This is a genomic window from Cereibacter johrii, from assembly GCF_001720585.1.
In the GTDB taxonomy this organism is placed as follows: Bacteria; Pseudomonadota; Alphaproteobacteria; order Rhodobacterales; family Rhodobacteraceae; genus Cereibacter_A; species Cereibacter_A johrii.
This window is the reverse complement of record NZ_MABH01000048.1, coordinates 1-26653: the sequence shown is the minus strand read 5'-3', so window position 1 is coordinate 26653 and position 26653 is coordinate 1. Positions and strand designations below refer to the sequence as shown.

Genomic DNA, 26653 nt, shown 5'->3' with positions numbered 1-26653 from the left:
CCCTCCGCCGCCCACCGAGCCGGTCTGGCATGTGGCCGCGAACGGCCAGTCCGAGGGGCCCATCGCTCAGGCCGATCTGGCCCGGCGCGTGGCCGCGGGCCAGGTGACGCGCGCCACCCTCGTCTGGACGCCCGGACAGGAGGGCTGGATCCAGGCAGGCGAGGTCGCGGCTCTGGCGCCGCTCTTCGCGCGCCTCCCGCCGCCGTTGCCGCCGGGCGCCTGAGGTGCAGGACGTCCGGCACTGGCCCTGCGAAAGCTGCGGGGCCGATCTCCGCTTTGCGCCGGGGCAGACCCGGCTCGTCTGCGACCATTGCGGACATGTGCAGGAGATCCCCGAGACCGCCCCCGCCGACCGCCGCGGCATGGGCGAGCTCGACCTCCATGCCGCGCTGGCAGACCGGCTGCCCGCCTCGGCCTCGGAACAGGTGCGCACGACCCCCTGCCCCTCCTGCGGGGCCCTCGTCGAGTTCGAGGGCGCGACCCACGCGACCCAGTGCCCCTTCTGCGCCACGCCGGTGGTGGCGGGCACCGGCGAGACCCGGCTGCTGAAGCCGCAGGCCGTCATCCCCTTCCGCCTGACCGAGCGCGAGGCGCGGCAGGCGATGACCGACTGGCTGGGCCGGCTCTGGTTCGCGCCGAACGGGCTCGTGCAATATGCCCGCAAGGGCCGCGCGCTCTCGGGCCTCTATGTCCCCTACTGGACCTTCGACGCCGCCACCCGCAGCCGCTACACCGGCCAGCGGGGCGATGCCTATTACACGACCCGCACCGTCACGGTCGAGGTGAACGGCCGCCCGCAGCGGCGCACCGAGCGGGTGCGCCAGATCCGCTGGACCCCGGTCTCGGGCCGCGTCGCGCGCGAGTTCGACGATGTGCTCGTGCTCGCCTCGCAGAGCCTGCCGCGCCACTATACCGAGGCGCTCGAACCCTGGGACCTGTCGGCGCTCGAGCCCTATCGCGCCGACTGGCTCGCGGGCTTCACCGCCGAGGGCTACACGGTCGGGCTGCCGGAGGGCTGGTCCCGCGCGCAGGAGATCATGGCGCGCACGATCCGGGGCGATGTGGCGCGCGACATCGGCGGCGACGAGCAGCGGGTGGGCCAGGTCGAGACCGCCTACGACCGCGAGACCTTCAAGCATGTGCTGCTGCCGGTCTGGATGGCGGCCTACCGTTACGGCGGCAAGAGCTACCGGTTCGTGGTCAACGGCCAGACCGGCCGCGTGCAGGGCGAGCGGCCCTGGTCGGCCTGGAAGATCGCCTTCGCGGTTCTCCTCGGGCTGATCGCGGCCGGGATCGCGGCCTATATCGCACAGGCGCGCTGATCCGGTGGACGGCCTCTCCGCGGTCCTTCTGCTCGCGCTCAGCGCCTTCGCCTCGGCCACGCTGCTGCCCGGCTCCTCCGAAGCGCTCCTGCTGGCCCTGCTGGCCGCCGGAGAGCCCGCAGCGCCTCTCGTGGCGGTGGCCACGGCGGCCAATCTCGCGGGCTCGCTCGTCAACTGGGCGCTGGGGCGGTTCCTCATCCGCTTCCGCGACCGCGGCTGGTTTCCCGTCTCCGCGGCCGCCCTCGCCCGTGCCGAGCGGGGCTACCGCCGCTGGGGGCTCTGGTCGCTCCTCTTCGCCTGGGTGCCGGTGGTGGGCGATCCGCTGACGGTGGCCGCCGGGGTGCTGAAGGTGGGCTTCTGGCCCTTCCTCCTCCTCGTGGGTCTCGGCAAGGCCGCGCGCTACACGCTTCTCGCCGCGGGCTTCTCCGCCGTGGCGGGCTGAGGCCCCTTCCCCGTTGACAGACGGACCCGCGGGGCCGATAGAGCCCGCAACAGCAGCGGAGGCCCCATGCCCGACCTCTCCCGCGTCCTTCCCGAGGCGCATATCCCCGAGCTTCCCAATCCCTATTACGGCAAGGTCCGCGACTGCTACGACCTGCCCGACGGGCGGCGGCTCCTGATCTCGTCGGACCGGATCTCGGCCTTCGACCGCATCCTCGCGGCGATCCCGTTCAAGGGTCAGGTCCTGACCCAGACGGCGCGCTTCTGGTTCGATGCCACCGCCGACATCTGCCCGAACCATGTGCTCTCCTATCCCGATCCGAACGCGGTGCTGGCCAGGCGCGTGACGATCCTTCCGGTGGAAGTGGTGGTGCGCGGCTATCTGGCGGGCACCACCGGCACCTCGGTGCTCACGCTCTACAAGCAGGGCGTGCGCGAGATGTACGGCCATCGCCTGCCCGACGGGCTCCGCGACAACGAGGTCCTGCCCGCGCCCCTCATCCCCCCCACCTCGAAGGCCTTCGACGGCGGCCATGACGAGCCGCTGACCGAGGCCGAGATCGTCTCGCAAGGGCTCCTCACCCGCGCCCAGTGGGACGAGGTCTCGGCCAAGGCCCTCGCGCTCTTCGCGCGCGGGCAGGCGATGGCGGCCGAGCGCGGGCTGATCCTCGTCGACACGAAATACGAGTTCGGCCTCGACGAGGAGGGCCGGATCCTCATCGCCGACGAGATCCATACGCCGGATTCGAGCCGCTATTGGATCGCCTCGGGCTATGAGGAGGCCTTCCGCACAGGCCAGCGCCCGCCGTCCTTCGACAAGGATGTGATCCGCGCCTGGGTGGCCGCGCGCTGCGACCCTTACCGCGATCCGATCCCCGAGATCCCCGAGGAGATGATCCGCCGCACCTCCGAGGTCTATGTCGAGGCCTTCGAGACGATCACCGGCCGGCCCTTCGAACCCGACCTCTCGGGCGCCACGCCGCTCGAGCGGATCCGGGCGAACCTCGCGCCCTACTTCACCCGCTGACCGGGAGACGCCCATGATCCTCTGCTGCGGCGAGGCCCTGATCGACATGCTCCCGCGCGAGACCATCGCGGGAGAGGCGGCCTTCGCGCCCTATGCGGGCGGGGCGGTCTTCAACACGGCGATCGCGCTCGGGCGGCTCGGCGCGCCCGTGGGCTTCTTCTCCGGCCTCTCGACCGACCTCTTCGGGGTGCAGCTCGCCGAGACCCTCGCCGCAAGCGGGGTCGAGACCGATCTCTGCGCCCGCTCGGACCGGCCGACCACGCTCGCCTTCGTGCGGCTCACGAACGGGCAGGCGAGCTACGCCTTCTACGACGAGAACACGGCCGGCCGGCTTCTGGCCACGGCCGACCTGCCCGCCCTGCCCGACCGGGTGAGCACGCTCTTCTTCGGCGGCATCTCGCTGGTGAACGAGCCCGCCGCGGCCACCTTCGAGGCGCTGATGGCGCGCGAGGCGGCGGGCCGCGTGACCATGCTCGATCCGAACATCCGCCCGGGCTTCATCGCCGATGCGACCGTCTACCGGGCCCGCATCGGCCGGATGATCGCGCTGGCCGACATCCTGAAGCTCTCGGACGAGGATCTGCACTGGCTCGAGGGGCCGGGAGAGATCCCGACCCTCGCGCGCGGCCTTCTGGCCCGCGGCCCGAAGCTCGTCCTCGTGACCGAAGGCGCGGCGGGCGCGCGCGCCATCACCGCCACGCAGGACCGCTTCTGCGCCGCAACGCCCGTGCAGGTGGCCGACACGGTGGGCGCGGGCGACACGTTCAACGCGGGCGTTCTGGCCGCGCTGCACGAGGCCGGCGCGCTCTCCGGATCCGCGCTCGCGTCCCTTTCTCCCGAGACGCTCGATGCGGCCCTCTCGCTCGGCACGCGGGCCGCGGCCGTGACCGTTTCGCGGCCCGGCGCCAACCCGCCCTGGGCGGACGAGCTCTGATGCGGGCCCTGATCCAGCGGGTGAGCGAGGCCTCCGTCACCGTCGAGGGCGAGTGTCTGGGCGAGATCGGCCCCGGCCTCCTGATCCTCGTCTGCGCCATGCAGGGCGACGGCGAGGCCGAGGCCCGCGCCCTTGCGGCCCGCATCGCGAAGCTGCGGATCTTCAAGGACGAGGCGGGCAAGATGAACCGCTCGGTCCGCGACACGGGCGGCGCTGCGCTGGTGGTGAGCCAGTTCACGCTCGCGGCCGACACGAGCCGCGGCAACCGCCCCGGCTTCTCGGCGGCCGCCCCTCCCGCCGATGGCGAGCGCCTCTACCGCCAGTTCGCCGCCGAGATCGCGGCCTGCGGCATCCCCACGGCCACAGGCCGCTTCGGCGCCGACATGAAGGTGCGCCTCCTGAACGACGGCCCCGTCACGATCTGGATGGAGAGCTGACGGCCGGGGGGGTACATCGCAGCCCACCCGAGGACGCGTCCGCTCGCTGACGCCCGTCCGGCCCCACACCCGATCCGCCACACCCCGCGACGCCCCCCGGCACCGCTCTACCCCGATCATCGGGCCGCCCTGCCCCCGGCAGACCTCACGCGGCCCCTTGTCCGGGCGCTCCGGCCCGCCCGCGGCTCCCGGCCGCAAGCGCCGCCGCCCGCAGCCCAAGCCCGCAGGACCCGTCCTCCCCGCACCGCCCCATCCGTCTGCCCCGAGCCCTATAGGCCGCGAGCTCCCGGCGGGGCTGCCCCATCCCGTCTTTCACTCTGCCCAAGTATCCTCGGGGGTGCGGGGGCAGACAGCCCCCGCGCGCCGGCGGCCCCACGTGCCTCCCGCCGAGAGCGCGCCCTCAGGCCCATTCCCACGGCCGGGTATATTCCCCCAGCACATGGGCCAGCCGCTCCTCGTCCACCTCGCCCGCCCGTTCCAGCCGCGCCACGAGGCCGCGCTTGCGGTCCTCGACCACCTCGGCCACGCGCACGGGCAGCCCGGCCGAGGCCAGCGCCGCATCGTAGACCCGCGCGATGGCCAGCCGCCGCAGGTCGGGCTTGAACACCTTGCCCACCGCCGTCTTAGGCAGTTCGGGCAGGATCTCGATATGTTTCGGCACGGCCGCCCGTTCGTGGATATGGGCCCGGGCATGGTCGAACAGCGCCGCCGTCTCGACCTCGGCCCCCTTCACCAGTTCCACATAGGCGCAGGGCAGCTCACCTGCGAAGGCGTCGGGCTGGCCGATGGCGCCCACGAAACTCACCGCCGGATGGCTCATCAGCGCCGCCTCGATCCCGGCCGGATCGATATTGTGCCCGCCCCGGATGATGAGATCCTTGGCGCGCCCGGTGATGAAGAGATAGCCCTCGGCATCGAGGCGCCCCAGATCGCCCGTGCGCAGGAACCGGTCCTCGGCGAAGAGCCCGTGGTTCTTGTCGAGCTCCGTATAGGTCGAGCCCTCGAAGACGCCCGGATTGGCCACGCAGATCTCGCCCACCTCGTCCACGCCGCATTCCTTCAGCACATGGCCGTTGCCGTTGGAATGAAGGATGCGGACATGGGTATGCGGGAAGGGCAGCCCGACCGAGCCGATCTTCTTCGCCCCCTCCGGCGGATTGACCGACACGAGGCAGGTGCATTCGGTGAGGCCGTAGCCCTCGACGATCTGCACGCCCGTGGCCTTCTCGAACCGGTTGAAGAGTTCGACCGGCAGCGGCGCAGAGCCCGAGAAGGCCCCGCGGAGCGAGCTCACGTCGGCATCGATGGGGCGCTGCATGAGCGCGGCGAGCGCCGTCGGCACCGTCACGAGATAGGTGCAGCGCCAGCGCTCGATCAGCTTCCACAGATTGTCGAAGACGCCCTCGCCGCGGTAGCCCGCAGGGGTGGGAAAGACCACATGCGCCCCGCTCGCGATCATCGACATCAGGATCGGATAGGCCGCGAAGACATGGAACAGCGGCAGCGGGCACATGACGGTGTCGGTCGGCTGGAACAGCAGCCGCTGCCCGCACCAGCCGTTGTAGATCATGCCCGAGACCTTGTGCTGGGCCACCTTCGGCATGCCCGTGGTGCCGCCGGTGTGGAAATAGGCCGCCACCCGGTCGGTCTCGGGATCGGGGAAGGCAAGCGTCGCGGGCTGGCGGTCGAGCTCCGTGTTGAAGGACAGCACCCGAGCCTTGTGCGCGGGCTTCAGCTTCGGCCGGATCAACGGCACGATCAGGCTCTTCGGCGGCCCGAGATAGCGCAGCAGATCGACCTCGAGCACCGTGCGCACCTCGGGCGCATGGCGCACGGCCTCGGCTACCTTCTGCGCCACGTCGGTCTTCGGGAAGGCGCGCAGCGTCACCACGACCCGCGCCTTCGTCTCGCGCAGGATGGACGCGATCTGGTCGGGCTCGAGCAGCGGATTGATCGGATTGACGATCCCCGCCACCGCGCCGCCGAGGAGCGTCACCGCCGTCTCGGTGCAGTTCGGCAGCACGAAGGCCACCACGTCGCGCTCGCCCACGCCGAGGCTGCGGAAGAGGTTGGCGGCCTGCGTCACGCGGCGGTGCAGCTGGCTCCAGCTCAGCGTCTCGGCCCGGCTCTTCGGCGCGGACAGGAGCTGGAAGCTCACCGCCGGCCGGTCGCCATGCTCGGACGCGGCCCGGCCGAGAAACCGGTGCATGGTGCGCGGCGTTCCGAGATCGGCCCATGCCCCTTCAGCCTCGATCGCCTTGAGATCGGCGGCGCAGGCGAAACTCCCCATATCTTCCTCCTCCCGGCTCCCGTTCCCCGGAAGCCCTCTTATTGGTCGGAACGATGGGGTCTTTTGTCACGCACGGCAAGGCGCGCGCCCGCGACAAACGCAACGTCAGACCGACCCGTCCGTGAACTGGAGCCGCGCGAGACGGGCATAGAGGCCCCCCTCGGCCACCAGCGCATCGTGCGTGCCGGTGGCCACGATGCGGCCCTTGTCGAAGACGACGATCCGGTCGGCGCGCTTCACCGTGGCAAGCCTGTGGGCCACGACCAGCGTCGTGCGGTCCTGCGCCAGCGCCTCGACCGCGGTCTGCACGGCACGCTCGCTCTCGGCATCGAGCGCCGAGGTCGCCTCATCGAGAAGCAGGATCTTCGCATCGCGCAGGATCGCCCGCGCCAGCGCCACGCGCTGTTTCTGCCCGCCCGAGAGCATCACGCCGCGCTCGCCCACATAGGTGTCGTAGCCCTGCGGCAGGAGGCTCAGGAAATCGTGCGCGGCGGCAGCGCGGGCCGCGGCCTCCACCTCGGCATCCGTGGCCTCCGGCCGGCCGAAGCGGATGTTCTCGCGCGCGGAGGTGGCGAAGATCACCGGATCCTGCGGCACGAGCGCGATGGCGTGGCGGAAATCGTCGCGCGCCATGTCGCGCAGATCCACGCCGTCGATGCGCACGGCCCCCTGCTGGGGATCGTAGAAGCGCAGGAGCAGCTGGAGGATCGTGGTCTTGCCGGCCCCCGACGGCCCCACAAGCGCCACCGTCTCGCCCGGCCGCACCACGAGATCGACCCCGTCGAGCGCCGAGACCTCGGGCCGCGCCGGATAGCGGAAGCGCACGCCCTCGAAGCTGATCTCGCCCTTCACCGGCCGCGGCAGCGCCACCGGCTCTGCCGGATCCTGCACCGGATCCTCGGCCGTCAGCAGCTCGTTCAGCCGCTCGGTCGCGCCCGCCGCCCGCTGCAGCTCGCTCCAGATTTCCGAAAGCGCGCCGACCGAGCCCGCCACCATCACCGCATAGATGAGGAACTGCACCATCTCGCCCGGCGTCATGGTGCCCGCGCGCACATCGCGCGCCCCCACCCAGAGCACGCCCACGATCCCGGTGAAGACGAGGAAGATCACGATCACCGTCATCAGCGCCCGCGTCCCGATCCGGTCCTTGGCCGACAGGAAGGACTTCTCGGTCACATCGCCGAAGAAGGCGCGCGACTGGCGCTCATGGGTGAAGGCCTGCACCGTCTGCACCGACAGGAGCGCCTCGGAGGCATTGCCCGAACTCTGCGCGATCCAGTCCTGGTTCTCGCGCGAGAGCCGGCGGAGCTTGCGGCCGAGAATGACGATCGGCACCACCACGAGCGGCACGAGCAGCATCACGAGGCCGGTGAGCTTGGTCGAGGTGAAGAGCAGAAGCACCAGCCCGCCGATCAGGATCAGGAGGTTGCGCAGCGCCACCGAGATCGAGGAGCCGATCACCGACAGAAGCAGCGTCGTGTCGGTCGTGAGCCGCGAGAGCACCTCGCCCGTCATGATCCGCTCGAAGAAGGCGGGGCTCATGCCCATCATCCGGTCGAAGAGCGCGCGGCGCATGTCGGCCACCACCCGCTCGCCGAGGCGCGTCACGAGATAGTAGCGCAGCCCCGTGCCCGCCGCGAGCGCCGCCGCGATGAAGAGGGCGGCGGCGAAATACTGGTCGAGCAGGGCCGCGTTGTTCTCCATGAAGCCGTCGACCACGCGCCGGACCGTCACGGGCAGGATCAGGCTGATGATCGCGGTGAGAACGAGCGCGCCCAGCGCGCCGAAGGTGAGCTTGCGGTAGGGTGCGAGGAACGGCACGAGGCCCCGCAGCGCGCTCATCCTCCTCGACTTCGGACGATCCTCGAGCTGGGTGGTGGGTCTTCGTGCCATGCGTCCCGTCCTCCTCTTGTCGCGGCGTGGTTTAGGCCGCAATGCCCCCCGCGGCAAGCGCACCCTTCGGACTGACTTCGCGGCAGAGGGGCCGACGGGGGGAAGGGAGGCGGATCCTGCGCGGGCCACCCGGCCGCCTGAGGGGGGAGCATCGACCGCCGCCGGTCCGAGACGGGCACCGAAGGCGGATCGCTGACCGCACCCGAGGCGAGCGCCGAGGTCCACGCACCGACCGCGTCCGGTGGGGCCGAGACGACATCGCATCCGGCGCAGAGGCCCCCCGTCCGGAGCATCCCCGAGCTAGTGCCCACCACCCGGTGCGGCTCATCGAAGCCCCTGCCCCCGTGCCCGCGCCTCTCGCACAGCCCGGGGCTTCGGGTGGCAGGGCCCTCCGGCCTTGATCGCCGCACGCGCGGGGCTTCCGCCGCGGGCGAAGCTGTGCAAGGCTCTCGCCCGACCGACGCCACGAGAGCCTTCCCATGACCCAGTTCTTCACCGCGAGCGACGGTGCCCGCCTGGCCTTCACCGACGAGGGCGAGGGCCTGCCGCTCCTGTGCCTCTCGGGCCTCACCCGGACCGGCGCCGACTTCGACTATCTGGCGCCGCACCTCTCCGGCGTGCGGCTGATCCGGCCGGACTATCGCGGACGGGGCCGCTCGGACTTCACCGGGGCCGCCACCTACACCGTTCCGCGCGAGGCGCGCGACGCGGTCGAGCTTCTCGACCATCTGGGCCTCGCCTCGGCGGCCATCCTCGGCACCTCGCGCGGCGGGCTCGTTGGCATGTTCCTCGCCGCCACCGCCAAGGATCGGATGCGCGGCCTCTGCCTGAACGACGTGGGCCCCGAGATCGAGCGGTCGGGGCTCGAGAAGATCTTCGCCTATGTCGGCCGCAACCCCTCGCCCGCCACCCATGCCGAGCTGGCGGCGGCCCTGCCGAAGCTCATGACCGGCTTCTCGGACGTGCCGGCGGAGCGCTGGCTTGCCGAGGCGCAGCTCCACTACATCCAGACGCCGCAGGGGCTGCGCATCACCTACGATCCCGCGCTGCGCGAGGCCTTCCTCGCCGCCTTCGAGGGCGAGCCCGCCGATCTCTGGCCGCTCTTCGATGCCTGCGAGGGCCTGCCGCTCGCGCTGATCCGGGGCGCCGGCTCGGACCTTCTGTCGCCCGCCACAGCCGCCGAGATGCGACGGCGCAGGCCCGACATGATCTTCGCCGAAGTGCCGGGGCGCGCCCATATCCCCTTCCTCGACGAGCCCGAGAGCCTTTCCGCGATCCGCGCCTTCCTGGAGCGGGTGGCATGAGCGACATCGCGATGATCGAGGCCGCAGCGACCCGGCTTGCGGGCCATGCCCGGCGCACGCCGCTTCTGAGTTCGCCCTTTCTCGACGAGATCGCGGGGCGGCGGGTGCTGGTGAAGGCCGAATGCCTGCAGCACACGGGCTCGTTCAAGTTCCGCGGCGGCTGGTCGGCGCTCTCGGCGCTGGAGCCGGCCCGGCGCGCGCGCGGCGTGATCGCCTATTCCTCGGGCAACCATGCGCAGGGCGTGGCGCTAGCCGCCGCCCGGCACGGGGCGCCCGCGGTGATCGTGATGCCCGCCGATGCGCCGCAGCTGAAGATCGAGAACACCCGCGCGCTCGGCGCCGAGGTGGTGCTCTACGACCGGGCGACCGAGGACCGCGACGCGATCGGCGCGCGGCTGGCCGAGGAGCGGGGTCTCACCCTGATCCGCCCCTTCGACGAGCCCCTCGTGATCGCGGGCCAGGGCACCACCGGGCTCGAGATCGCCGAACAGGCGGCCGAGGAGGGCGTGACCTCCGCCGATGTCCTCACCTGCTGCGGCGGCGGCGGGCTCACCGCGGGCATCGCGCTGGCGCTCGAGGCGCGCGCGCCGGGCCTCCGGGTCCGCCCGGTCGAGCCGGTGGGGTTCGACGACACCGCACGGAGCCTCGCCGCAGGCGAGATCCGGTCGAACGCGGCGCTTTCGGGGTCGATCTGCGATGCGATCGTGACGCCCCAGCCGGGCCGGATCACCTTCCCGATCCTCGCGCGGCTCTGCGGGCCGGGCCTCGCCGTCACCGACGAAGAGGCGCTCCGCGCCATGGCGCTCGCCTTCCTGCGGCTCAAGATCGTGCTCGAGCCCGGCGGGGCGGTGGCGCTGGCCGCGGCGCTCTTCCGGCCCGAGGCGCTCGACGGCAATGCCGTGATCTGCACCGCCTCGGGCGGCAATGTGGATCCGCCCCTCTTCGCCCGCGCCCTCGCGCAGGTGGCCCACTGAGCGCGCGCCCATGAGCCTCACGGCCCGCAAGCCTTCCTGCGGGCCGCGCCGAACACTCCTGCCATCCGCGCTTCGCGGATGACAGGCTTGAAGCCTCCCGCCCCTGGCACGTCGCCCGGGGCGGGCCGCAAGCCTCCTGCCGTTCGCGCTTCGCGGATGGCAGGCTTGAACCTCCCGCCCCTGGCGCGTCGCCCGGGGCGGCCCGCAAACCTCCTGCCGTTCGCGCGCAGCGAAAGGGCAGCCCCCAAGCCTCCTGCCGTTCGCGCTTCGCGGATGGCAGGCTTGAACCTCCCGCCCCTGGCGCGTCGCCCGGGGCGGCCCGCAAACCTCCTGCCGTTCGCGCGCAGCGAAAGGGCAGCCCCCAAGCCTCCTGCCGTTCGCGCTTCGCGGATGGCAGGCTTGAACCTCCCGCCCCTGGCGCGTCGCCCGGGGCGGCCCGCAAACCTCCTGCCGTTCGCGCGCAGCGAAAGGGCAGCCCCCAAGCCTCCTGCCGTTCGCGCTTCGCGGATGGCGCCCCCGAAGCCTCCTTCCGCGCCCGGAGCCCGCGATGCCCCATATAGAAATCGGCGATCTGCATCTGAACTATCTCGACGAGGGCCGCGCGACCGGCGCGCCCGTCGTCTTCGCCCATGCGCTCGGCTCGGACCTGCGGATCTGGGACAATCTCATCCCCCTCCTGCCGCAGGACCTGCGCCTCGTGCGCTACGACCTGCGGGGCCATGGCCGATCCACCACGCCCGAGCCGCCCTATGCGATGGGCGCCCTCATCCGCGACGCCGAACGGCTGATGGAGGCGCTGTCCATCCGCGAGGCGGTCTTCGTCGGCTCCTCCATCGGCGGGATGATCGCCCAGGGGCTCGCGGTGAAGCGGCTCGATCTGGTGCGCGCGCTCGTCCTCTGCGACACGGCCGCGAAGATCGGCACGCCCGAGATCTGGCAGGACCGCATCGATCAGGTGCGCAGCTACGGGCTCGAGTCGCTGGCCGATCCCACGATGAAGCGCTGGTTCGCGCCGGCCTTCCGGCAGGGGCCCGAGGGCCAGCTCTGGCGCGAGCGCTTCATCGAGGGCGATCCCGACGGCTATGCGGGCGGCGCGGCGGCCGTCGCGGGCACCGACTTCTACACGACGACGGCACGCCTCACCCTGCCCACGCTGGCGCTGGTCGGATCCGAGGACGGCTCGCCCCCGCCCGACCTCGTGCGCGAGACGGCCGAGCTGATCCGCGGCAGCCGGTTCGAGATCGTGCGCGGCGCGGGCCATGTGCCTTCGATCGACAAGCCGGCCGAGGTGGCTGCGCTCCTCACCGAGTTCCTCCGCTCCATCGGCCATGTCTGACCTCCTGCTCGTCCATGGCTCGGGCTATGGCGGCTGGTGCTGGGACGCAACGATCCGGGCGCTCGAAGCCCGAGGCGCCCGCGCCCGGGCCCTCGACCTGCCGGGGCGGATCTTCGCGCCCGGTCTGAGCCTCGCCGACCATACCCTGGCCATCCTTGGGGAAATCCGCGCGCCCGTCACGCTGGTGGGGCATTCGGCGGGCGGCTTCTCCATCGCCGGTGCGGCCGAGGCCGCGCCGCCGGGCCTCATCGAGCGGCTCGTCTTCCTCTGCGCCTACGCGCCGCGCGACGGCGCGTCCGTGGCCTCGATGCGCCGCGCGCAGGCGCGCCAGCCGCTCCGCCCCGCGATCCGGCTCGCACCCGACCGGCTGAGCTACAGCTTCGATCCGGACCTCGCGGGCGAGGCGCTCTTTCACGATTGCCCGCCCGAGATCCGCGCCGCGGCGCTGGCGCGCATGGGCCCCGAACCCGTGGGCCCGCAGGAAGAGAGGATCCGCCTGAGCGCGCGCTACCACGCCCTGCCCAAGCACTATATCCGCTGCCTTAAGGATCGCGCCATCCCGCCCGAGACGCAGGAGGCCATGACTGCGGACTGGCCCGAGGGCAGCGTCTCGACCCTGCCCGCGGGCCATTCGCCCTTCCTCTCCTGCCCCGAGGCTCTGGCAAAACGTCTCATCTCGGTGGCGGCAAATCCGCTTTCCTGCCGCCCAACCCCCGGCTAGGGTCCGCCCGCCCTTCCCGCGGATGCCCCATGCCACAGCCCCGGCTTGCCCTTGCCTTCATCCTGATCACCGTGGCGCTCGATGCGATCGGGATCGGGCTGATCTTTCCCGTGATGCCGGACCTCATCCTCGAGATCACGGGCCAGCCGCTGTCCGAGGCGGCGGTCTGGGGCGGCCTTCTGTCGGCCTCCTTCGCCGTCATGCAGTTCCTGTTCGGCCCGACCATCGGCAGCCTCTCGGACCGGTTCGGCCGGCGGCCGATCCTGCTCGGCTCGCTCGTCCTCATGTCGGCCACCTATCTCGCCATGGCGCTCGCCCCCACGATGGCGATCCTGCTCGCGGCGCGGATCGTGGCGGGGATCGTCTCGGCCACCTATGCCACCGCCTCGGCCTTCATCGCCGACGTGACCCCGCCCGAGGACCGCGGCAAGCGCTTCGCCCTCGTGGGGGCGGGCTTCGGGATCGGCTTCGTGCTGGGGCCGGCTCTGGGGGGCCTTCTGGCAGGGCTCGACACGCGCGCTCCCTTCTATGCGGCGGCGCTGATGGCGCTGCTCAACCTCGCGCTCGGAAGCCTCATCCTGCCCGAGACGGTGACGGACGCCACCCGCCGCGCCTTCTCGCCCTCGCGCGCGAACCCTCTGGGCGCCTTGCGCGCGGTCGCCGGCCTGCCCGGCCTGAGCCGTCCCCTGGCCGTGTTCCTGATCCTCGGGATCGCCATGAACGTCTATCCGGCTGTCTGGGCCTTCTATGGGCAGGCGCAGTTCGGATGGGGCGCGGGCATGGTGGGGGCGTCCCTCGCGCTCTACGGCATCAGCTTTGCGGTGGGACAGGTGGCGCTGGTGGGGCCTGCGATCCGGCACCTCGGCGAGCACCGCACGGCGCTGGTGGGGATCTGGGTGGACATCGTCACCCTCGCGGCTCTCGGCGTCCTTGCCTCCGGCACGGGCGCGCTCTTCCTCATCCCGGTGACGGCGCTTGGCGGCGTCGTGGTGCCCGCGCTCCAGTCCATCCTGTCGCGCGCCACTCCGGCGGATGCGCAGGGCGAGTTGCAGGGCGTGCTGGCCTCGCTGAACGCCATTGCCATGATCGCCTCGCCGCTGGTCATGACCGCGACCTTCCGCGCCTTCACCGCGACGGACGCGCCGCTGCACCTGCCCGGCGCGCCCTTCCTGCTCGCCTCCCTCCTGATGGTGGGCGCGCTGGTGCTGCAGGTCCGGGGTGCAGGACAGCGCGCGGGGAACGCGGCCTGAAGCGGATCGGGCGAGGCCGCGCTCTGGCTGCCGCGGCACTTCGAGCGGCTAACAGGGCAGCGCACCCCACCGCGACGAACGAGGGCCCCGGCGGCTCGGTCGAGGGATCCGGGTCGGGCAGCACGCCGCGACGGGGCGGCGGATGCCCCTCCGGCACCGGCTCGGGCAGCGCTCGGGCAGCGGGAGCGCCGCCGCAGGCGACGGCAGTGCCAGCACCTTCGGCTCCGGCAGCCGAGGAAGAGGGGCGGCCCGGATGCCGGGGCCGCCCCTTCCGCTTCAGGCCTGTTCGGCCAGGATCTTCTCGGCCTCGCGGCCCGACAGCTCCTGCAGATGGTCGAAGCGGCAGGGGTAGGTGCCGACGCCGAGGCTCTGCGAGCGGATCTCGACGATCAGCCCGTCCATCTCGCCCTGCGGGATCAGCGCCTGCACCTCGTCCCATCCCGGCCAGCCGTCCTTCGCATCGAAGCCGAGAAGCTGGCCGCGCCGCCCGGTGACGATCCGCTGCACCTTGGGCGTGAACTCGGATGGGACGGAGATCGCCACCGTCAGCACCGGCTCGAGCAGGACCGGCCCGCAGCCCGGCATGGCCTCGGCCATCCCCTTCTGCGCGGCCTTCTGGAAGGCCATGTCCGAACTGTCGACCGTATGATAGCTGCCGTCGGTCAGCGTCACCGCCACATCGACGACCCGATGCCCGAGCGGCCCCTTGCCGAGATAGGACTGAACCCCCTTCTCGACCGCGGGAAAGTAGGACTTGGGCACCCCCCCGCCGGTGATCCGCTCGTCGAAGGCGAAGCCCGCGCCGCGCGGCTGCGGCCGGATCTCGAGATGGACGTCCGCGAATTCGCCGTGTCCGCCGGACTGCTTCTTGTGCCGGGCGTGGATCGTGGCGGGCCTGGTGATCGTCTCGCGGTAGGGGATGGCGGGTTTGCCCGCGGTCACGGCGAGCCCGTATTCGTTCCTCATCCGCGCGAGCGCGATCTGAAGCTGCATCTCGCCCTGCCCGCTCAGCACCAGTTCGGAGGTCTCGGGCTGATGGGCCGCGGCAAGCGAGGGATCCTCCTCGGCCAGCCGCGCGAGAGCGGCCGAGAGCTTCACATCGTCGGACTGTTTCTCGGCCCGGATCGCCAGCGCATGAAGCGGCGCGAGCGGCGCGGGCCAGTCGGCCTCGACCACGCCGCTCTCGGTCAAAAGATCGCCCGTCGCGGCCCCGGCCATCCGGCTGAGCGCCACCACCTCGCCCGCCCGCGCCACGCCCCGGGGGGCGGTCCTGCGGCCCATCAGCGACAGCACCGAGCCCACGCGATCCTGACCCAGCCCGATCCCGTCCTTCACCTCGCCCGACCAGATGCGGGCGAGCGAGATCTTGCCGGACTGGCCCGCATAGACCGTCTTGAAGACCTGCGCCATCGTGCCCGCGGTGGCGATGCCCAGACGGTCGGCCGTGACCTCGGCCCCGGGCGCCTCGTGGCGCAGCGCCTTCAGAAGCCGCCGGATGCCGTTCTCGTTCTCGGCCGAGCCGAAGAAGACCGGCACGATCAGATCCTTCTGCAGATCGCGCGTCAGGTTGGCATAGATCTCGTCGGTCGAGGGCACCGCATCCTCGAGAAGCTCGGCCATCAGCGCATCGTCGAAATCGGCGAGCGCCTCGAGCATTCCCGTCCGCGCCTCGCCGCTCGCCTCCGCCAGCGTGTCGGGCAGAGCCACGAGATCCGAGGGCTTGTGCGGGTTCCAGCGCCAGGCGCGCTCGGAGACCAGATCGACCATCCCCGTGACCTTGCCCGCGCCGTCCCGGATCGGGATCTCGCGCAGCACGAGCGGCCGGCCCGAGATCGCCTGCAGCGCCTCGAAGGTGCCGCGCACGGTGGCCTCGGGGAGGTCCATCTTGTTGACATAGACGAGATGGGGGATGTTGCGGTCGTCGAGGAAGCGCAGGATAGGCGAGAGCGTGACCGCGCGCTCGGGCAGCGGCTCGGCCACCACCACGACGAGGTCGGCCACCATCATGGCGCATTGCGCCTCGTAGGTCAGCTCGACCGAGCCGGGGCAGTCGATCAGCGCCCAAGGTTCGCCGAGATAGTCGAAGCTCGCCACCGACAGTTCGGTGCTCATCGCCCGGGCGCGGGCCTCGGGGGCCGCATCGCCCACGGTATTGCCGTCCTTGACCGCGCCGCGCCGGTCGATGGCCCCCGCGGCGAAGAGCAGATCCTCGAAGAGGGTCGTCTTGCCGCAGGTATAGCTGCCGACCAGAGCGGCGCAACGCGGGCCTGATGGTTGATGGCTCATGGATCGTTCTCCCATCGCACAATCCGGAGGCGGAGAGCCGCCAACGCGCCTCTCCCCGGCTCAGTGTGCGTCCTTGCCGGAAGTCTGGCCAGTGTTTCGTGGCCTGCCTGCGCCCATTGCTCCACCTGCGCCCGCGCCACTGCCTTGACCTGAATCAATGGATTTCGGCCTCTCCCGCGGCCTTCCCTCGGCCCCGGCAGTTTCCTATAAGGTGGCCGACCGAGAAGGAGCCGCCCATGCGCAAGGCCGAGATCAGCCGCAAGACCGCCGAGACCGACATCTCCGTGACGGTGGATCTCGACGGCACGGGGCGCTACGACATCCGCACCGGCGTGGGCTTCTTCGACCACATGATGGACCAGCTCGCCCGCCACGCGCTGATCGACATCACGCTGCGCTGCGAGGGCGACCTGCATATCGACGACCACCACACGGTCGAGGATTGCGGCATCGCTTTGGGCCAGGCCCTGACGCGCGCACTGGGCGACAAGCGCGGCATCCGCCGCTACGGCAGCTTCCACCTCGCGATGGACGATGCGCTGGTGCGCGCGGCGCTCGACCTCTCGGGCCGGCCCTTCCTCGTCTGGAACCTGCCCTTCCCGACCCAGAAGATAGGCAGCTTCGACACCGAACTCGTGCGCGAATTCTTCCAGGCGCTCGCGACCCACGGCGGGATCACGCTGCATGTCGATCTGATCCACGGGCTGAACAGCCACCATATCGCCGAGGCGGCCTTCAAGGCGGTGGCGCGCAGCCTGCGCGAGGCGGTCGAGCCCGACCCGCGCCGCGCGGATGCCATTCCCTCGACCAAGGGGATGCTGTGATGCTGACGGTCCTCGTCGATTACGACAGCGGCAACCTTCACTCGGCCGAGAAGGCCTTCCAGCGCATGGCGACGGAGACGGGGGCCGGGCAGGTCCTCGTCTCGGACAGGCCCGAGGATGTGGCGCGCGCCGACCGGATCGTGCTGCCCGGCGACGGGGCCTTCCCGGCCTGCCGCCGCGCGCTCGGCAGCTACGGTGGCCTGTCCGAGGCGATCGAGGAGGCGGTGACGCGCCGCGCGCGCCCCTTCCTCGGCATCTGCATCGGCATGCAGATGATGGCCACGCGCGGTCTCGAACATGAGGAGACGCCGGGCTTCGGCTGGATCGCGGGCGAGGTGGTGCGGATCGCGCCCGCCGACCCGCATCTCAAGGTGCCGCACATGGGCTGGAACGACCTGACGGTGGACCATCCCCACCCGGTGCTGGCGGGGATCGAGACGGGCGATCACGCCTACTTCGTCCATTCCTACCATTTCCGGGTGGCCCACGACGCCGAGCGGCTGGCCCATGCCGATTATGGCGCGGCCATCACGGCCATCGTCGGACGCGACACGATGGTGGGCACGCAGTTCCACCCGGAGAAAAGCCAGAAGACCGGCCTGCGGCTGATCGCCAACTTCCTGACCTGGAAGCCCTGATCGGCGGCGAGGCCCTGTCGCGCGGACCCTGTCCGCCGAGGGCCGGGTCCGGCGACGACCTCTCCGGAGGGCGACGGGTTCGATCCCCGTCCCGCGGTCCCTGCCCGGCAGATCCGCCTGCCCCGATGCGCGCCGGCGACAGAGGGCCCTCCGTGCTCCCTCCTGCGGCGTCGAACCCCGCGAAGCCGCGCCCTCCCGCATCGCGGCGCCTCTCCGTCCCGGCGGCCGTAACGCGCGCGCGCCCTGGCCTCACTTCACCCGGACCCAGGTCTGGCCCCGGCAGAAGGGCCCGATGCAGCCCGAGACCTTCAGCCGGTCGCCCTCGAGCGCCATCTTCGAGCGGTAGATCCTGCCCGTCGAGGGCTGCCGGATGCTGCCCTCGCCGTAGCGCCCTTGGCCCTCGGGCACCATGTCCCAGACGATGGCCTTCCCGCGGTTGGGCGAGACATATTCCGCGCCGGCCTTGAAGGTGCGCCCGATCGTGCCGCAGATCTTCGGCCCGCAGGGCGCCATCGTCACATGCGCGAAGGCGCCCTCGTCAGGCTCCGTCTGCCAGACCCCCTCGACCGGATCGGCCAGCGCCGCGCCTGCCGCCAGCGCCAGACAGGCCGTCAGTATCCCGAGCCTCATCCTTCTCTCCTCCCCGAAGATCCCTGCGGCCGAGGATCGCGGCCTGAGCCGCCTGCGGGCAAGCATGACGTCGGGTCCTTGGCATCGGGGACGGGGCGTGCCAGAAGCCGCGAAAGAGTGACATCCCGGAGAGCGCCCATGATCCTCTATCCCGCCATCGACCTGAAGGACGGCCAGTGCGTGCGCCTCTTGCGCGGCGAGATGGAGGCCGCGACCGTCTTCGGCGACGATCCCGCGGCGCAGGCTGCGGCCTTCGAGGCGGCGGGCTGCGAATGGGTGCATCTCGTCGATCTGAACGGCGCCTTCGCGGGCCGGCCCGTCAATGCGGCCGCGGTCGAGGCGATCCTCGCGCGGATCACGGTGCCGGCCCAGCTCGGCGGCGGCATCCGCGACATGGCCACCATCGCCCTGTGGCTCGAGAAGGGGCTCGCCCGCGTGATCCTCGGCACGGTCGCGGTCGAAAACCCGGACCTCGTGCGCGAGGCGGCCCGCGCCTTCCCCGGCCGGGTGGCGGTCGGCATCGACGCCCGCAAGGGCCGGGTCGCCACGAAAGGCTGGGCCACCGAGACCGACGTGATGGCCACCGACCTCGCGCGCTCCTTCGAGGATGCGGGCGTGGCGGCCATCATCTACACCGACATCGACCGCGACGGCGCCATGGCGGGGCCGAACATCGAGGCCACCGACGCGCTCGCCCGCGCGGTCTCGATCCCGGTCATCGCCTCGGGCGGCGTCTCCTCTCTGGGCGACCTCCTGGCTCTGCGCGACACGGGCACCATCGCAGGCGCCATCTCGGGCCGCGCGCTCTATGACGGCGCCCTCGACCTGACGCGGGCCCTGCACGCGCTCCGCGCCTGAGCCTCTTTCACTCTGCCCAAATATCCCGGGGGTGAGCCGCAGAGCGGCGAGGGGGCGGAGCCCCCTTCCCCCCGCTCCCCCGAGGCGCTACGACAGGCCCTGACGCGGCCGCCCAGGGTTCAGGAGATCCCGCCATGCTCAAGACCCGCATCATCCCCTGCCTCGACGTGGCCGATGGCCGCGTGGTCAAGGGCGTGAATTTCGTCGACCTGCGCGACGCGGGCGACCCGGTCGAGGCCGCGCGCGCCTACGATGCCGCGGGGGCGGACGAACTCTGTTTCCTCGACATCCACGCTACGCACGAGAACCGCGGCACGATGTATGACCTCGTGACCCGCACCGCCGAACAGTGCTTCATGCCGCTCACCGTGGGCGGCGGCGTGCGGACCCATCAGGATGTGCGGGCGCTCCTTCTGGCCGGAGCCGACAAGGTCAGCTTCAACTCGGCCGCCGTGGCCGATCCGGACGTGGTGGCCGAGGCCGCCGACCGCTTCGGCAGCCAGTGCATCGTGGTGGCGATCGACGCCAAGACGGTGGCTCCGGGCCGGTGGGAGATCTTCACCCACGGCGGGCGCCGCGCCACGGGCATCGATGCGGTGGCGTTCGCGCGCGATGTGGCGAGCCGCGGCGCGGGCGAGATCCTGCTGACCTCGATGGACCGCGACGGCACGCGGGCGGGCTTCAACCTCCCCCTCACCCGCGCCATCTCGGAGGCAGTGCCGATCCCCGTGATCGCGAGCGGCGGGGTCGGCACGCTCGACCATCTCGTCGAGGGCGTGACCGAAGGCGGCGCCTCCGCCGTGCTCGCCGCCTCGATCTTCCATTTCGGCGAATTCACCATCGGCGAGGCCAAGGCCCACATGGCCGCCGCCGGCATCCCCGTGAGGCTCGCATGACCGTCCTCGAACGGCTCGCCGCCACCGTCGAGGCGCGCAAGGGCGCCGATCCCGACAGCTCCTGGACCGCGAAGCTCCTTGCCAGGGGCCCGGAGAAATGCGCCGAGAAGTTCGGCGAGGAAGCCGTCGAGGCCATCATCGAGGCGGTGCGCGGCGACCGCGCCCGGCTCGCTTCCGAGGCGGCCGATGTGCTCTATCACCTGCTCGTCATGCTCGCGGCCCGGGACGTGACGCTGGCCGAGGTGATGGCGGTGCTCGAGACGCGCGAGGGCACCTCGGGCATCGCGGAGAAGGCCGGGCGGGGCTGACCTGCCGGGCTTCCGCATGGGCGCTGGAACCTCCGGCTCGCGCCCAGTCGTCCGGTGGGAGCCTCCGGCGGGGATATTTGGGCCAGAATGAAAGCGAAGGGCCGTGTCTCGGGGTCCGATCCTCCAGTTGACGGCGCGATCCTTTCGCAGGAGGAACGGGCGCCCCATGGGATACCCTCGATCCCGCAGCTGGGGCGGTCGGCGCTTCATCGCTGCCCGCAGCCGTGAGCCGTGAGCCGTGAGCCGTTGCGGCGGCACGGGTTTGCGCCCGATGGCCAGTGCATTCCACATCTCCCGGATGTCGAGGCGGCACGCCCAGAGGCAGACGGTCGAGCGTCACCCCATCGCGGTCCTTTGCTTTTTCGGGACACAACGACGACGCGGATGTGCAGAGGCACGGAGGCACGCTCCATATCGGGATCGACGGCGCGGGCGCGTCGCCCACCTCGTTGCCCCGGTTGGCAGAACGACGGCACGGGTGGGTGAGCAAATGCTCGAAGCCGAGTTCCGACAGGTCGCCCAAGTCTTTGGGATTGCGACACTCGATTCCCAGAGCGGCCCCGGGATCTGAGCATCCTCCACCCGCGGCCCATGGGCTCTGGCCTGATCCGCAAGGCGAGAGGGACCCGAGTGCCGTCCGACCGAACCGACCCCGTCACGAAGACATCTGCAACGCCTGCACTCTGACCCGAATCGGCTCCTCGGCCACCCGGTCCCCGGATGCCGGGACCACACGGTCCGGTTCGGTCAGAGGCCGAGGCGAGGGATCTCGATGGCGGGGCAGCGGTTCTCCACCACCTGCAGGCCGCGGTCGCGCGCCTCCTTCGCAGCCTCGGCATTGCGGACGCCGAGTTGCATCCAGACCGTGCGCAGGTCAGGCAGATGCGCGAGAGCGGCCGCGACCACCTCGGGCACATGGTCCGAGTGGCGGAAAATGTCCACCATGTCCACCCCTTCGCCCGTGAGAGCCGCGAGATCGGGGCGGATCGTCTCGCCCAGAGCCTCCTGCCCCGCCTGCCCCGGGTTGACGGGAATCACCCGGTAGCCCCGGGCCTTCAGGAAGGCCGCGACCTGATGGCTCGGCCGGTCGGGGTTGGGCGACCAGCCCACGACCGCAATCGTGCGGGTGGACGCGAGGATCCGCCGCACCTCGTCGTCGGCCAGGGGCATGTCGCGCGCGGCACCGTCAGTCATGGGACCTCCTTGCCCGCCTTGGGCGGGTCAAAAAAAAGCGCCCTGACCAAGGGGCCGGGCGCTAGTGCGGAACGAGGGACAGTGAAGGTAGAACGGGGGTTCCGGCCCCGTTCCTTCTGTAACATGGGAGCCACAACAGCAAAGAAAAGAGCGGATCGCGCGTCCGTGAACACTTATCTGCTTGCGGCAGCGTAAAGAGCCACCGCCGCGGCGTTCGAGACGTTGAGGGAGCCGAATCCCCCCGCTGCCGGAATCCGCACCAGCCGGTCGCAGGTCTCGCGCGTCTTCTCGCGGAGGCCCGGCCCCTCGGCGCCGAGCACCAGCGCCACGGGGCGACCTGCGGTGCCCGCAAGCCCCTCGGCCAGCGTCGTTGCGGCCTCGCCCTCGAGACCGAGAAGGATGTAGCCCATGGCCTTCAGCTTCTCCATCGTCTCGCCCAGATTGCCCACGCGCAGATAGGGCTGGCGCTCGAGCGCGCCGCTGGCGGTCTTGGCCAGGGCCCCGGTCTCGGGCGCCGAATGGCGGTGCGGCGCGATCACCGCCCGCGCGCCGAACACCTCGGCCGAGCGCAGCACCGCGCCCACATTGTGCGGATCCGTCACCCGGTCGAGGAGCACGAGCAGCGGCTGTCCTGCACCAGACGCCGCCAGATCCTCGAGGCTGCCCCAGTCGAGCGGCTTCACCTCGAGCGCCGCACCCTGATGGACCGACCCCTCGTCGATGGGGACCGAGAACTTGCGCGGGTCGACGATCTCGGGCTCGAGCCCGCCCTCGGCGATGGCCTCGCCCAGACGGTCGGCGGCGTTCTTGGTCAGGACCAGCCGCAGCTTCTGCCGCCGCGGGTTGGCAAGGGCGTCGCGCACGGCATGGATGCCGAAGAGCCAGACGGTCTCCTGGGCGGCGGCGCGGCGCGACCGCTCCTTCTCGATCACCCAGGCGGGCTTGACGGGTTTCGGCATCTGGAACTCCTGAAAAACGGGTCGCAGAATGATCCCTGCCCGGGGGCGGCGCAAGGCGAAAGAAATGCGCAGATCGGCCCTTGACCGCCCCCGAACCCTCGGATAATCACGCCGCCAGTGGGCGACGTGCTGCAAGGTGCGGCAGCGGACTGTAACTCCGCCGAGGCGACTCGTGCCTGGTTCGATTCCAGGGTCGCCCACCATCTTCCTGACAGGATGATCTTTTTGCGCCGTCCGGCGCAGGGCCTCAGCCGGCGCCGTCGTGCCGGAGGCGGCGGCCTCGACCCGCAGGCGGGCCACTTCGCCGCGTTGAACCTTCCGCGGGCTGCGTCCCACCATGGGCTCGTATCGAGTTCGGTGGAGACACCCGTTTGCACGAAGAAAGCGACCGCAAGGGAGCCGCATCCGGCATCCCCTCGTTCCGCCGCCACACCCCTCCCGATCCGTCCGACTACCGATCCCGGCTGGCGATCGGGGCGCATGCGCTTCTGATCTCGCTCGCGGCGGGGGCCGTGACGGCCCTCCTGAGCGGTGCGCTCCGGGCGTTCTGAGGGGACGGACGCCGCTGGGCGCCCGAGGCGCGACGCGGGCGCGGGGGAGGCCGCAGGTCCGAGGCCTTGGGCCCCATTCCGCCGCCGACCCGGGCGGGGGCAATGCGTCGCAACCCCTGCCCTTGCGCCCGCCTGCCGGATGCTTATGTCGGCTCTGTTGGCCCTTCCGCGTGTCCCTTCCGCACCGAGGGCTTTGGCCGCGGGCGACCTCCCCATTGCGCCCGCGGCCAGTTTCCCGCTCTCAGTCCGCGTGAACGGTGACCGGCGCGCCGCCCGCCTTCGGTTTGCGCAGCAGGAGCGCCAGCGGAAGTGCCGCCAGAGTGATGAGCATCATCAGGCGAAAATCGTCGATATAGCCGATCATCATGGCCTGCTGCGTCACCAGCCGGTCGATCACCGCGAGCGGCTGCATGGCCCCCTGCGCGGCCTCGGGCGAGACCTGCCAGAGTTGCGGATTGTAGGGCGTCACATGGGCGCCGAGCTCGGCATGGTTGATCTGGCTGTTGTGGGTGAGCATCACCGTCACCATCGAGATGCCCACGGACGAGCCGATGTTGCGCACGAGGCTGAAGAGGCTCGTGGCATCGGCGCGGAAGCGCGGCGCGATGGTGGCGAAGGCCACGGTCGAGAGCGGCACGAAGACGAGCCCCAGACCGAGACCCTGCACGACGCCCGAGAGCACGATGGGCGTGCTGTCCATCTGCGGGCTGAAGCCCGTCATCATGTGCAGCGACAGGGCGGTGAGCGAGAGGCCCGCCGTCACCATCAGCCGCGCATCGACGAAGCGCAGCATCCGCCCGGCGATCAGCATCGAGATCATCGTCCCCACCCCGCGCGGCGCCATCACGAGGCCGGTGGTGATGACCGGATAGCCGAAGATATGCGACAGCATCGGCGGCAGGAGCGCGAGGCTCGCCAAGAGGATGATCCCCACCACGAAGATGAAGACGAGGCCGGTGGCGAAGTTGCGGTCGGCGAACATCGCGGGCTCGAGGAAGGGCTTTTCAGCGCCGAGGATGTGGATCACGAAGACCCAGAAGCCGGTCAGCATCAGGAACAGGTAGATCCAGATCTCGAGGGCCGCGAACCATTCCACCTCGGCGCCGCGGTCGAGCATGAGCTGGAGCGAGCCCAGCGCGATGGCGAGCATGGCGAAGCCGAAGAAGTCGAAGCGGCGCACGACCCGCTCGGCCCGCGGCAGCCAGGCGGCGCAGCCGAGGAAGGCCACGATGCCCACGGGAAGGTTGATGAAGAAGACCCAGCGCCAGTCCCAGCTCTCGGTGAGCCAGCCGCCGAGCGTGGGCCCGATGATCGGCCCCACCATGATCCCCGCCCCCCAGAGCGCCATGGCCTGCCCCGCCTTCTCGCGCGGGTTGATGTCGAGAAGGAAGGTCTGCGACAGCGGCACGATGGCCGCGCCGAAGACGCCCTGCAGCAGCCGGAAGCCCACCATCGAGGGTAGGCTCCAGGACAGGCCGCAGGCCATCGAGGCCAGCGTGAAGCCCACGATGGAGACGAGGAACAGCTCGCGCTTGCCGATCCGGTCGGCGAGCCAGCCGGTGACGGGCGTCATGATCGCCGCGGCGACGATGTAGGAGGTGAGCACCCAGTTGATCGTGTCGGCCGAGGCGTCGAGGTCGCCCGTCATCGAGGGCAGCGCCACGTTTGCGATGGTCGTGTCGAGCACCTGCATGATCGTGGCGAGCATGATCACGAGGGTAATCAGCCCGCGGTGCTCCACGGGCTGTTTCTGAGCAGCGGTCATGGCAGCCTCCGGATCAGTCGGCGGTGGCGGCGAAACTCGCGAGCCCCGGGATCTGGCGGACGCGGCCGGTATCGACCGACACTTCCGCCGACAGGCCCGAGGCGAGGCCTGCGATGTCGGCTCCCTCCTCGAACCGCAGCCGGACCGGCACGCGTTGGGTCACCTTCACCCAGTTGCCGGTGGCGTTCTGCGCCGGCAGCAGCGAGAATTCCGAGCCCGTGCCCGCGCCCACCGCCTCGACCGTGGCTTCATACGGCCGGTCGGGGTGCAGATCGAAGGTGACCTCGGCCTTCTGGCCGGGCGCGATGCCCGCGAGCTGCGTCTCCTTGAAGTTCGCGTCGATCCAGACATCGCCGGTCTCGACCAGCGAGAAGAGCGATTGTCCGGCCGTGACCATCTGGCCCGGCTTGAAGGAGGCAGCCTGATAGACGATGCCGTCGGCCGGGGCCCGGACCTCTGTCCGCGCCAGCTGGTAGGCCGCATCGTCGCGCGCGGCAAGCGCCGTCCGCACCTTCGGATGCTCGTCCACCGGCCCGTCCGCGACCCCGCCGAGCGCCGCGAGCGCACTCGCGGTGGTCTGGCGCGCGACCAGCAGCAGTTCCCGCGCACGGAGCGATTCGTGGCGCGCATCGTCGAGCGAGGTCGTCGAAGCCACGCCCTTCTGCGAAAGCGCCTGCTGCCGCTCGAGCTCATTGGCGAGATAGGCCGCATCGTCGGCCGCGAGCTTCTCCTGCGCCTGCGCCTGGGCATAGGCCACGCGCAGCTGCTCCACCTCGAGCCGCGCCGAGGCCACCGCCGCCTCGGCCTTGGCCAGCGCGATGCGGTGCGGCTCGGGGTCGATCTCGAACAGGACCTCGCCCTTCGTCACCGGGCGGTTGTCGGAGACCGAAACGCGCGTCACGCGGCCCGAAAGTTCCGAGGCCACGGCAACCACCGCCTGATGCAGATAGGCATTGTCGGTCGTCTCGTAGCGCCCGCCGGTCACCCACCAGACGCCCGCCCCGCCCAGAAGGGCCGCGGGAAGGGCCGCCATCAGCAGGATGCGGCGGGTCTTGCGGGGCTTCGGCTCGGCCGCCACGGGTATGGAGCGGGCCGTCTCGGGAGAGGTCTGGGCGTTCATTCGTTTGCCTTGAAGCAGGGAACGCAGGGCTCGGCCTCCGCGTCGTTGAGGTTGGTGACGATGGTCCGCAGCATCGCGACGAGTTCCCCGCGGCGGTCCGCCGGGATCCCCTCGAGCGCCTCGTCATAGACCTCGTCGGCAATGGTCTTGATGGTCGCGTAGGCGGCCTTGGTCTTGTCGGTCGGCGCCACCAGCCGGGCGCGGCGGTCGCAGGGGTCGGCCTCGCGGCGCACCCAGCCGCCCTGCTCCATCCGGTCGATCAGCCGAGAGACGCTGATCGGCTCGATGTCGAGCAGGTCGGCGAGCCGCGCCTGCGTGGCCCGCGGCTCGCGCGAGAGTTGCGCCAGAAGCCGCCACTGCGCCGTCGAGAGGCCCAGGTGGCTGGTTCGCTGCTCGAAGCGCTTGCGAACGGCGCGGGTGGCGTCGTGCAACAGCAGTCCCAATCTGTCGGTGTCCTTTTCCATGTGCAGGACATATAATAAGCGTGCTTATCATTGCAAGCCGCCTTCGCCGCGCGCGAAATCGTGAGCGGGAGGCGCGGTTGATGCCGAAGGACGGCGGACCATCTGCGCTGGAGCCCCCCGGAGGTCTCATGATCCTGTCCCGCCGTCTCTTTCTCGCTGCCGGCACCGCGCTGGCCCTGCCGCGCGCCGGTCGCGCGCAGGCGCCGCGTCGTCCACCCCTTGCCGCCACGC

Annotated in this window: 26 protein-coding genes and 1 tRNA gene; 18 read left to right on the top strand and 9 right to left on the bottom strand. The window is 71.0% G+C overall.

The window, feature by feature from the left end; genetic code table 11:
• The 6 genes from A9O63_RS03165 to dtd form a co-directional block, all read left to right on the top strand.
• Positions 1 to 223 (top strand): DUF4339 domain-containing protein (locus tag A9O63_RS03165; RefSeq protein ID WP_141703026.1); only part of this gene is annotated, 223 nt, incomplete at its 5' end.
• A gap of 1 nt (position 224) precedes the next feature.
• The gene (locus tag A9O63_RS03160) at positions 225 to 1322 is read left to right on the top strand and encodes a TFIIB-type zinc ribbon-containing protein (protein ID WP_069330629.1); all 1098 of its coding nucleotides are present in this window, start codon (positions 225 to 227) and stop codon (positions 1320 to 1322) included.
• 4 nt (positions 1323 to 1326) lie between these two features.
• Complete coding sequence (locus A9O63_RS03155) at positions 1327 to 1764, top strand: YqaA family protein (RefSeq protein WP_069330628.1); 438 nt, start codon at positions 1327 to 1329, stop codon at positions 1762 to 1764.
• A gap of 66 nt (positions 1765 to 1830) precedes the next feature.
• Positions 1831 to 2790 (top strand): phosphoribosylaminoimidazolesuccinocarboxamide synthase, encoded by a 960-nt coding sequence (locus A9O63_RS03150; protein ID WP_069330627.1) that lies wholly within the window; start codon positions 1831 to 1833, stop codon positions 2788 to 2790.
• A gap of 13 nt (positions 2791 to 2803) precedes the next feature.
• Positions 2804 to 3724, top strand: coding sequence for a carbohydrate kinase family protein (locus tag A9O63_RS03145; RefSeq protein ID WP_069330626.1), 921 nt, complete (start codon positions 2804 to 2806; stop codon positions 3722 to 3724).
• Complete coding sequence (gene dtd / locus A9O63_RS03140) at positions 3724 to 4161, top strand: D-aminoacyl-tRNA deacylase (RefSeq protein ID WP_069330625.1); 438 nt, start codon at positions 3724 to 3726, stop codon at positions 4159 to 4161. The genes A9O63_RS03145 and dtd overlap by 1 nt, the downstream gene beginning before the upstream one ends.
• A gap of 400 nt (positions 4162 to 4561) precedes the next feature.
• Here the strand turns inward: dtd and A9O63_RS03135 are convergent, their stop codons facing one another.
• Together A9O63_RS03135 and A9O63_RS03130 are read right to left on the bottom strand one after the other, a co-directional pair.
• On the bottom strand, positions 4562 to 6451 hold the full coding sequence (locus tag A9O63_RS03135; RefSeq protein WP_069330624.1) for an acyl-CoA synthetase: 1890 nt from the start codon (positions 6449 to 6451) through the stop codon (positions 4562 to 4564).
• A 105-nt stretch (positions 6452 to 6556) separates the two neighbouring features.
• Positions 6557 to 8344 (bottom strand): ABC transporter transmembrane domain-containing protein, encoded by a 1788-nt coding sequence (locus tag A9O63_RS03130; RefSeq protein ID WP_069330623.1) that lies wholly within the window; start codon positions 8342 to 8344, stop codon positions 6557 to 6559.
• A gap of 479 nt (positions 8345 to 8823) precedes the next feature.
• Here A9O63_RS03130 and A9O63_RS03125 point away from each other — a divergent pair, with 479 nt between their 5' ends.
• The 5 genes from A9O63_RS03125 to A9O63_RS03105 all read left to right on the top strand — a co-directional run bounded on the left by A9O63_RS03125 (position 8824) and on the right by A9O63_RS03105 (position 13929).
• Positions 8824 to 9648 carry an alpha/beta fold hydrolase gene (locus A9O63_RS03125; RefSeq protein WP_069330622.1) on the top strand — a complete coding sequence of 275 codons (825 nt, stop codon included), beginning with the start codon at positions 8824 to 8826 and terminating at the stop codon, positions 9646 to 9648.
• Positions 9645 to 10622: a threonine ammonia-lyase gene (locus A9O63_RS03120; protein ID WP_069330621.1), complete on the top strand. Its 978-nt coding sequence runs from the start codon at positions 9645 to 9647 to the stop codon at positions 10620 to 10622. The genes A9O63_RS03125 and A9O63_RS03120 overlap by 4 nt, the downstream gene beginning before the upstream one ends.
• A gap of 547 nt (positions 10623 to 11169) precedes the next feature.
• Positions 11170 to 11958: a 3-oxoadipate enol-lactonase gene (pcaD, locus tag A9O63_RS03115; RefSeq protein ID WP_069330620.1), complete on the top strand. Its 789-nt coding sequence runs from the start codon at positions 11170 to 11172 to the stop codon at positions 11956 to 11958.
• Positions 11951 to 12679 carry an alpha/beta fold hydrolase gene (locus tag A9O63_RS03110; RefSeq protein WP_069330619.1) on the top strand — a complete coding sequence of 243 codons (729 nt, stop codon included), beginning with the start codon at positions 11951 to 11953 and terminating at the stop codon, positions 12677 to 12679. The genes pcaD and A9O63_RS03110 overlap by 8 nt, the downstream gene beginning before the upstream one ends.
• A gap of 29 nt (positions 12680 to 12708) precedes the next feature.
• Positions 12709 to 13929 (top strand): TCR/Tet family MFS transporter, encoded by a 1221-nt coding sequence (locus tag A9O63_RS03105; RefSeq protein WP_069330618.1) that lies wholly within the window; start codon positions 12709 to 12711, stop codon positions 13927 to 13929.
• A 276-nt stretch (positions 13930 to 14205) separates the two neighbouring features.
• Here the strand turns inward: A9O63_RS03105 and A9O63_RS03100 are convergent, their stop codons facing one another.
• Entirely contained in the window at positions 14206 to 16215 is a 2010-nt protein-coding gene (locus A9O63_RS03100) for an elongation factor G (RefSeq protein WP_069330617.1), read from the bottom strand.
• A gap of 236 nt (positions 16216 to 16451) precedes the next feature.
• Between A9O63_RS03100 and hisB the strand changes: the two genes are divergently transcribed.
• Both hisB and hisH read left to right on the top strand, forming a co-directional pair.
• Positions 16452 to 17039 carry an imidazoleglycerol-phosphate dehydratase HisB gene (hisB, locus tag A9O63_RS03095; protein WP_069330616.1) on the top strand — a complete coding sequence of 196 codons (588 nt, stop codon included), beginning with the start codon at positions 16452 to 16454 and terminating at the stop codon, positions 17037 to 17039.
• Complete coding sequence (gene hisH, locus A9O63_RS03090; protein WP_069330615.1) at positions 17039 to 17677, top strand: imidazole glycerol phosphate synthase subunit HisH; 639 nt, start codon at positions 17039 to 17041, stop codon at positions 17675 to 17677. The genes hisB and hisH overlap by 1 nt, the downstream gene beginning before the upstream one ends.
• Positions 17678 to 17926: 249 nt before the next feature.
• Here the strand turns inward: hisH and A9O63_RS03085 are convergent, their stop codons facing one another.
• Entirely contained in the window at positions 17927 to 18307 is a 381-nt protein-coding gene (locus A9O63_RS03085) for a DUF2147 domain-containing protein (protein WP_084295551.1), read from the bottom strand.
• Positions 18308 to 18445: 138 nt separating this feature from the next.
• Here A9O63_RS03085 and hisA point away from each other — a divergent pair, with 138 nt between their 5' ends.
• The 3 genes from hisA (at position 18446) to A9O63_RS03070 (ending at position 20369) form a co-directional block, all read left to right on the top strand.
• A complete protein-coding gene (gene hisA, locus A9O63_RS03080; protein ID WP_069330613.1) occupies positions 18446 to 19165 on the top strand; it encodes a 1-(5-phosphoribosyl)-5-[(5-phosphoribosylamino)methylideneamino]imidazole-4-carboxamide isomerase in 720 nt (239 codons plus the stop codon).
• A 134-nt stretch (positions 19166 to 19299) separates the two neighbouring features.
• On the top strand, positions 19300 to 20061 hold the full coding sequence (gene hisF / locus A9O63_RS03075; RefSeq protein ID WP_069330612.1) for an imidazole glycerol phosphate synthase subunit HisF: 762 nt from the start codon (positions 19300 to 19302) through the stop codon (positions 20059 to 20061).
• A complete protein-coding gene (locus A9O63_RS03070) occupies positions 20058 to 20369 on the top strand; it encodes a phosphoribosyl-ATP diphosphatase (RefSeq protein ID WP_069330611.1) in 312 nt (103 codons plus the stop codon). Before hisF ends, A9O63_RS03070 begins: the two co-directional genes overlap by 4 nt.
• A gap of 747 nt (positions 20370 to 21116) precedes the next feature.
• Here A9O63_RS03070 and A9O63_RS03065 read toward each other — a convergent pair.
• Both A9O63_RS03065 and rlmB read right to left on the bottom strand, forming a co-directional pair.
• Positions 21117 to 21563: a CoA-binding protein gene (locus tag A9O63_RS03065; protein ID WP_069330610.1), complete on the bottom strand. Its 447-nt coding sequence runs from the start codon at positions 21561 to 21563 to the stop codon at positions 21117 to 21119.
• Positions 21564 to 21736: 173 nt separating this feature from the next.
• Positions 21737 to 22522 (bottom strand): 23S rRNA (guanosine(2251)-2'-O)-methyltransferase RlmB, encoded by a 786-nt coding sequence (rlmB, locus tag A9O63_RS03060; RefSeq protein WP_069330609.1) that lies wholly within the window; start codon positions 22520 to 22522, stop codon positions 21737 to 21739.
• 119 nt (positions 22523 to 22641) lie between these two features.
• Here rlmB and A9O63_RS03055 point away from each other — a divergent pair.
• Together A9O63_RS03055 and A9O63_RS03050 are read left to right on the top strand one after the other, a co-directional pair.
• Positions 22642 to 22725 (top strand) — tRNA-Tyr (locus A9O63_RS03055).
• 168 nt (positions 22726 to 22893) lie between these two features.
• The gene (locus A9O63_RS03050; RefSeq protein WP_069330608.1) at positions 22894 to 23073 is read left to right on the top strand and encodes a hypothetical protein; all 180 of its coding nucleotides are present in this window, start codon (positions 22894 to 22896) and stop codon (positions 23071 to 23073) included.
• Positions 23074 to 23314: 241 nt separating this feature from the next.
• Here the strand turns inward: A9O63_RS03050 and A9O63_RS03045 are convergent, their stop codons facing one another.
• From A9O63_RS03045 to A9O63_RS03035, 3 genes are read right to left on the bottom strand one after another with little or no spacing between them, the layout of a single operon-like run.
• A complete protein-coding gene (locus A9O63_RS03045; RefSeq protein WP_069330607.1) occupies positions 23315 to 24838 on the bottom strand; it encodes a DHA2 family efflux MFS transporter permease subunit in 1524 nt (507 codons plus the stop codon).
• 13 nt (positions 24839 to 24851) lie between these two features.
• On the bottom strand, positions 24852 to 25958 hold the full coding sequence (locus tag A9O63_RS03040) for an HlyD family secretion protein (RefSeq protein WP_069330606.1): 1107 nt from the start codon (positions 25956 to 25958) through the stop codon (positions 24852 to 24854).
• Entirely contained in the window at positions 25955 to 26422 is a 468-nt protein-coding gene (locus tag A9O63_RS03035; protein WP_069330605.1) for a MarR family winged helix-turn-helix transcriptional regulator, read from the bottom strand. The genes A9O63_RS03040 and A9O63_RS03035 overlap by 4 nt, the downstream gene beginning before the upstream one ends.
• Positions 26423 to 26653: the final 231 nt, after the last annotated feature.

Coding starts and splice junctions, on each gene's coding strand:
- A9O63_RS03070 (WP_069330611.1), top strand. CDS start 20,058: ATGACCGTCCTCGAACGGCTCGCCGCCACCGTCGAGGCGCGCAAGGGC.
- dtd (WP_069330625.1), top strand. CDS start 3,724: ATGCGGGCCCTGATCCAGCGGGTGAGCGAGGCCTCCGTCACCGTCGAG.
- A9O63_RS03045 (WP_069330607.1), bottom strand. CDS start 24,838: ATGACCGCTGCTCAGAAACAGCCCGTGGAGCACCGCGGGCTGATTACC.
- A9O63_RS03035 (WP_069330605.1), bottom strand. CDS start 26,422: ATGGAAAAGGACACCGACAGATTGGGACTGCTGTTGCACGACGCCACC.
- A9O63_RS03145 (WP_069330626.1), top strand. CDS start 2,804: ATGATCCTCTGCTGCGGCGAGGCCCTGATCGACATGCTCCCGCGCGAG.
- A9O63_RS03130 (WP_069330623.1), bottom strand. CDS start 8,344: ATGGCACGAAGACCCACCACCCAGCTCGAGGATCGTCCGAAGTCGAGG.
- A9O63_RS03040 (WP_069330606.1), bottom strand. CDS start 25,958: ATGAACGCCCAGACCTCTCCCGAGACGGCCCGCTCCATACCCGTGGCG.
- pcaD (WP_069330620.1), top strand. CDS start 11,170: ATGCCCCATATAGAAATCGGCGATCTGCATCTGAACTATCTCGACGAG.
- A9O63_RS03100 (WP_069330617.1), bottom strand. CDS start 16,215: ATGAGCCATCAACCATCAGGCCCGCGTTGCGCCGCTCTGGTCGGCAGC.
- A9O63_RS03150 (WP_069330627.1), top strand. CDS start 1,831: ATGCCCGACCTCTCCCGCGTCCTTCCCGAGGCGCATATCCCCGAGCTT.
- hisH (WP_069330615.1), top strand. CDS start 17,039: ATGCTGACGGTCCTCGTCGATTACGACAGCGGCAACCTTCACTCGGCC.
- hisA (WP_069330613.1), top strand. CDS start 18,446: ATGATCCTCTATCCCGCCATCGACCTGAAGGACGGCCAGTGCGTGCGC.
- A9O63_RS03085 (WP_084295551.1), bottom strand. CDS start 18,307: ATGAGGCTCGGGATACTGACGGCCTGTCTGGCGCTGGCGGCAGGCGCG.
- A9O63_RS03125 (WP_069330622.1), top strand. CDS start 8,824: ATGACCCAGTTCTTCACCGCGAGCGACGGTGCCCGCCTGGCCTTCACC.
- A9O63_RS03120 (WP_069330621.1), top strand. CDS start 9,645: ATGAGCGACATCGCGATGATCGAGGCCGCAGCGACCCGGCTTGCGGGC.
- A9O63_RS03065 (WP_069330610.1), bottom strand. CDS start 21,563: ATGACTGACGGTGCCGCGCGCGACATGCCCCTGGCCGACGACGAGGTG.
- hisF (WP_069330612.1), top strand. CDS start 19,300: ATGCTCAAGACCCGCATCATCCCCTGCCTCGACGTGGCCGATGGCCGC.
- A9O63_RS03135 (WP_069330624.1), bottom strand. CDS start 6,451: ATGGGGAGTTTCGCCTGCGCCGCCGATCTCAAGGCGATCGAGGCTGAA.
- A9O63_RS03105 (WP_069330618.1), top strand. CDS start 12,709: ATGCCACAGCCCCGGCTTGCCCTTGCCTTCATCCTGATCACCGTGGCG.
- hisB (WP_069330616.1), top strand. CDS start 16,452: ATGCGCAAGGCCGAGATCAGCCGCAAGACCGCCGAGACCGACATCTCC.
- rlmB (WP_069330609.1), bottom strand. CDS start 22,522: ATGCCGAAACCCGTCAAGCCCGCCTGGGTGATCGAGAAGGAGCGGTCG.
- A9O63_RS03110 (WP_069330619.1), top strand. CDS start 11,951: ATGTCTGACCTCCTGCTCGTCCATGGCTCGGGCTATGGCGGCTGGTGC.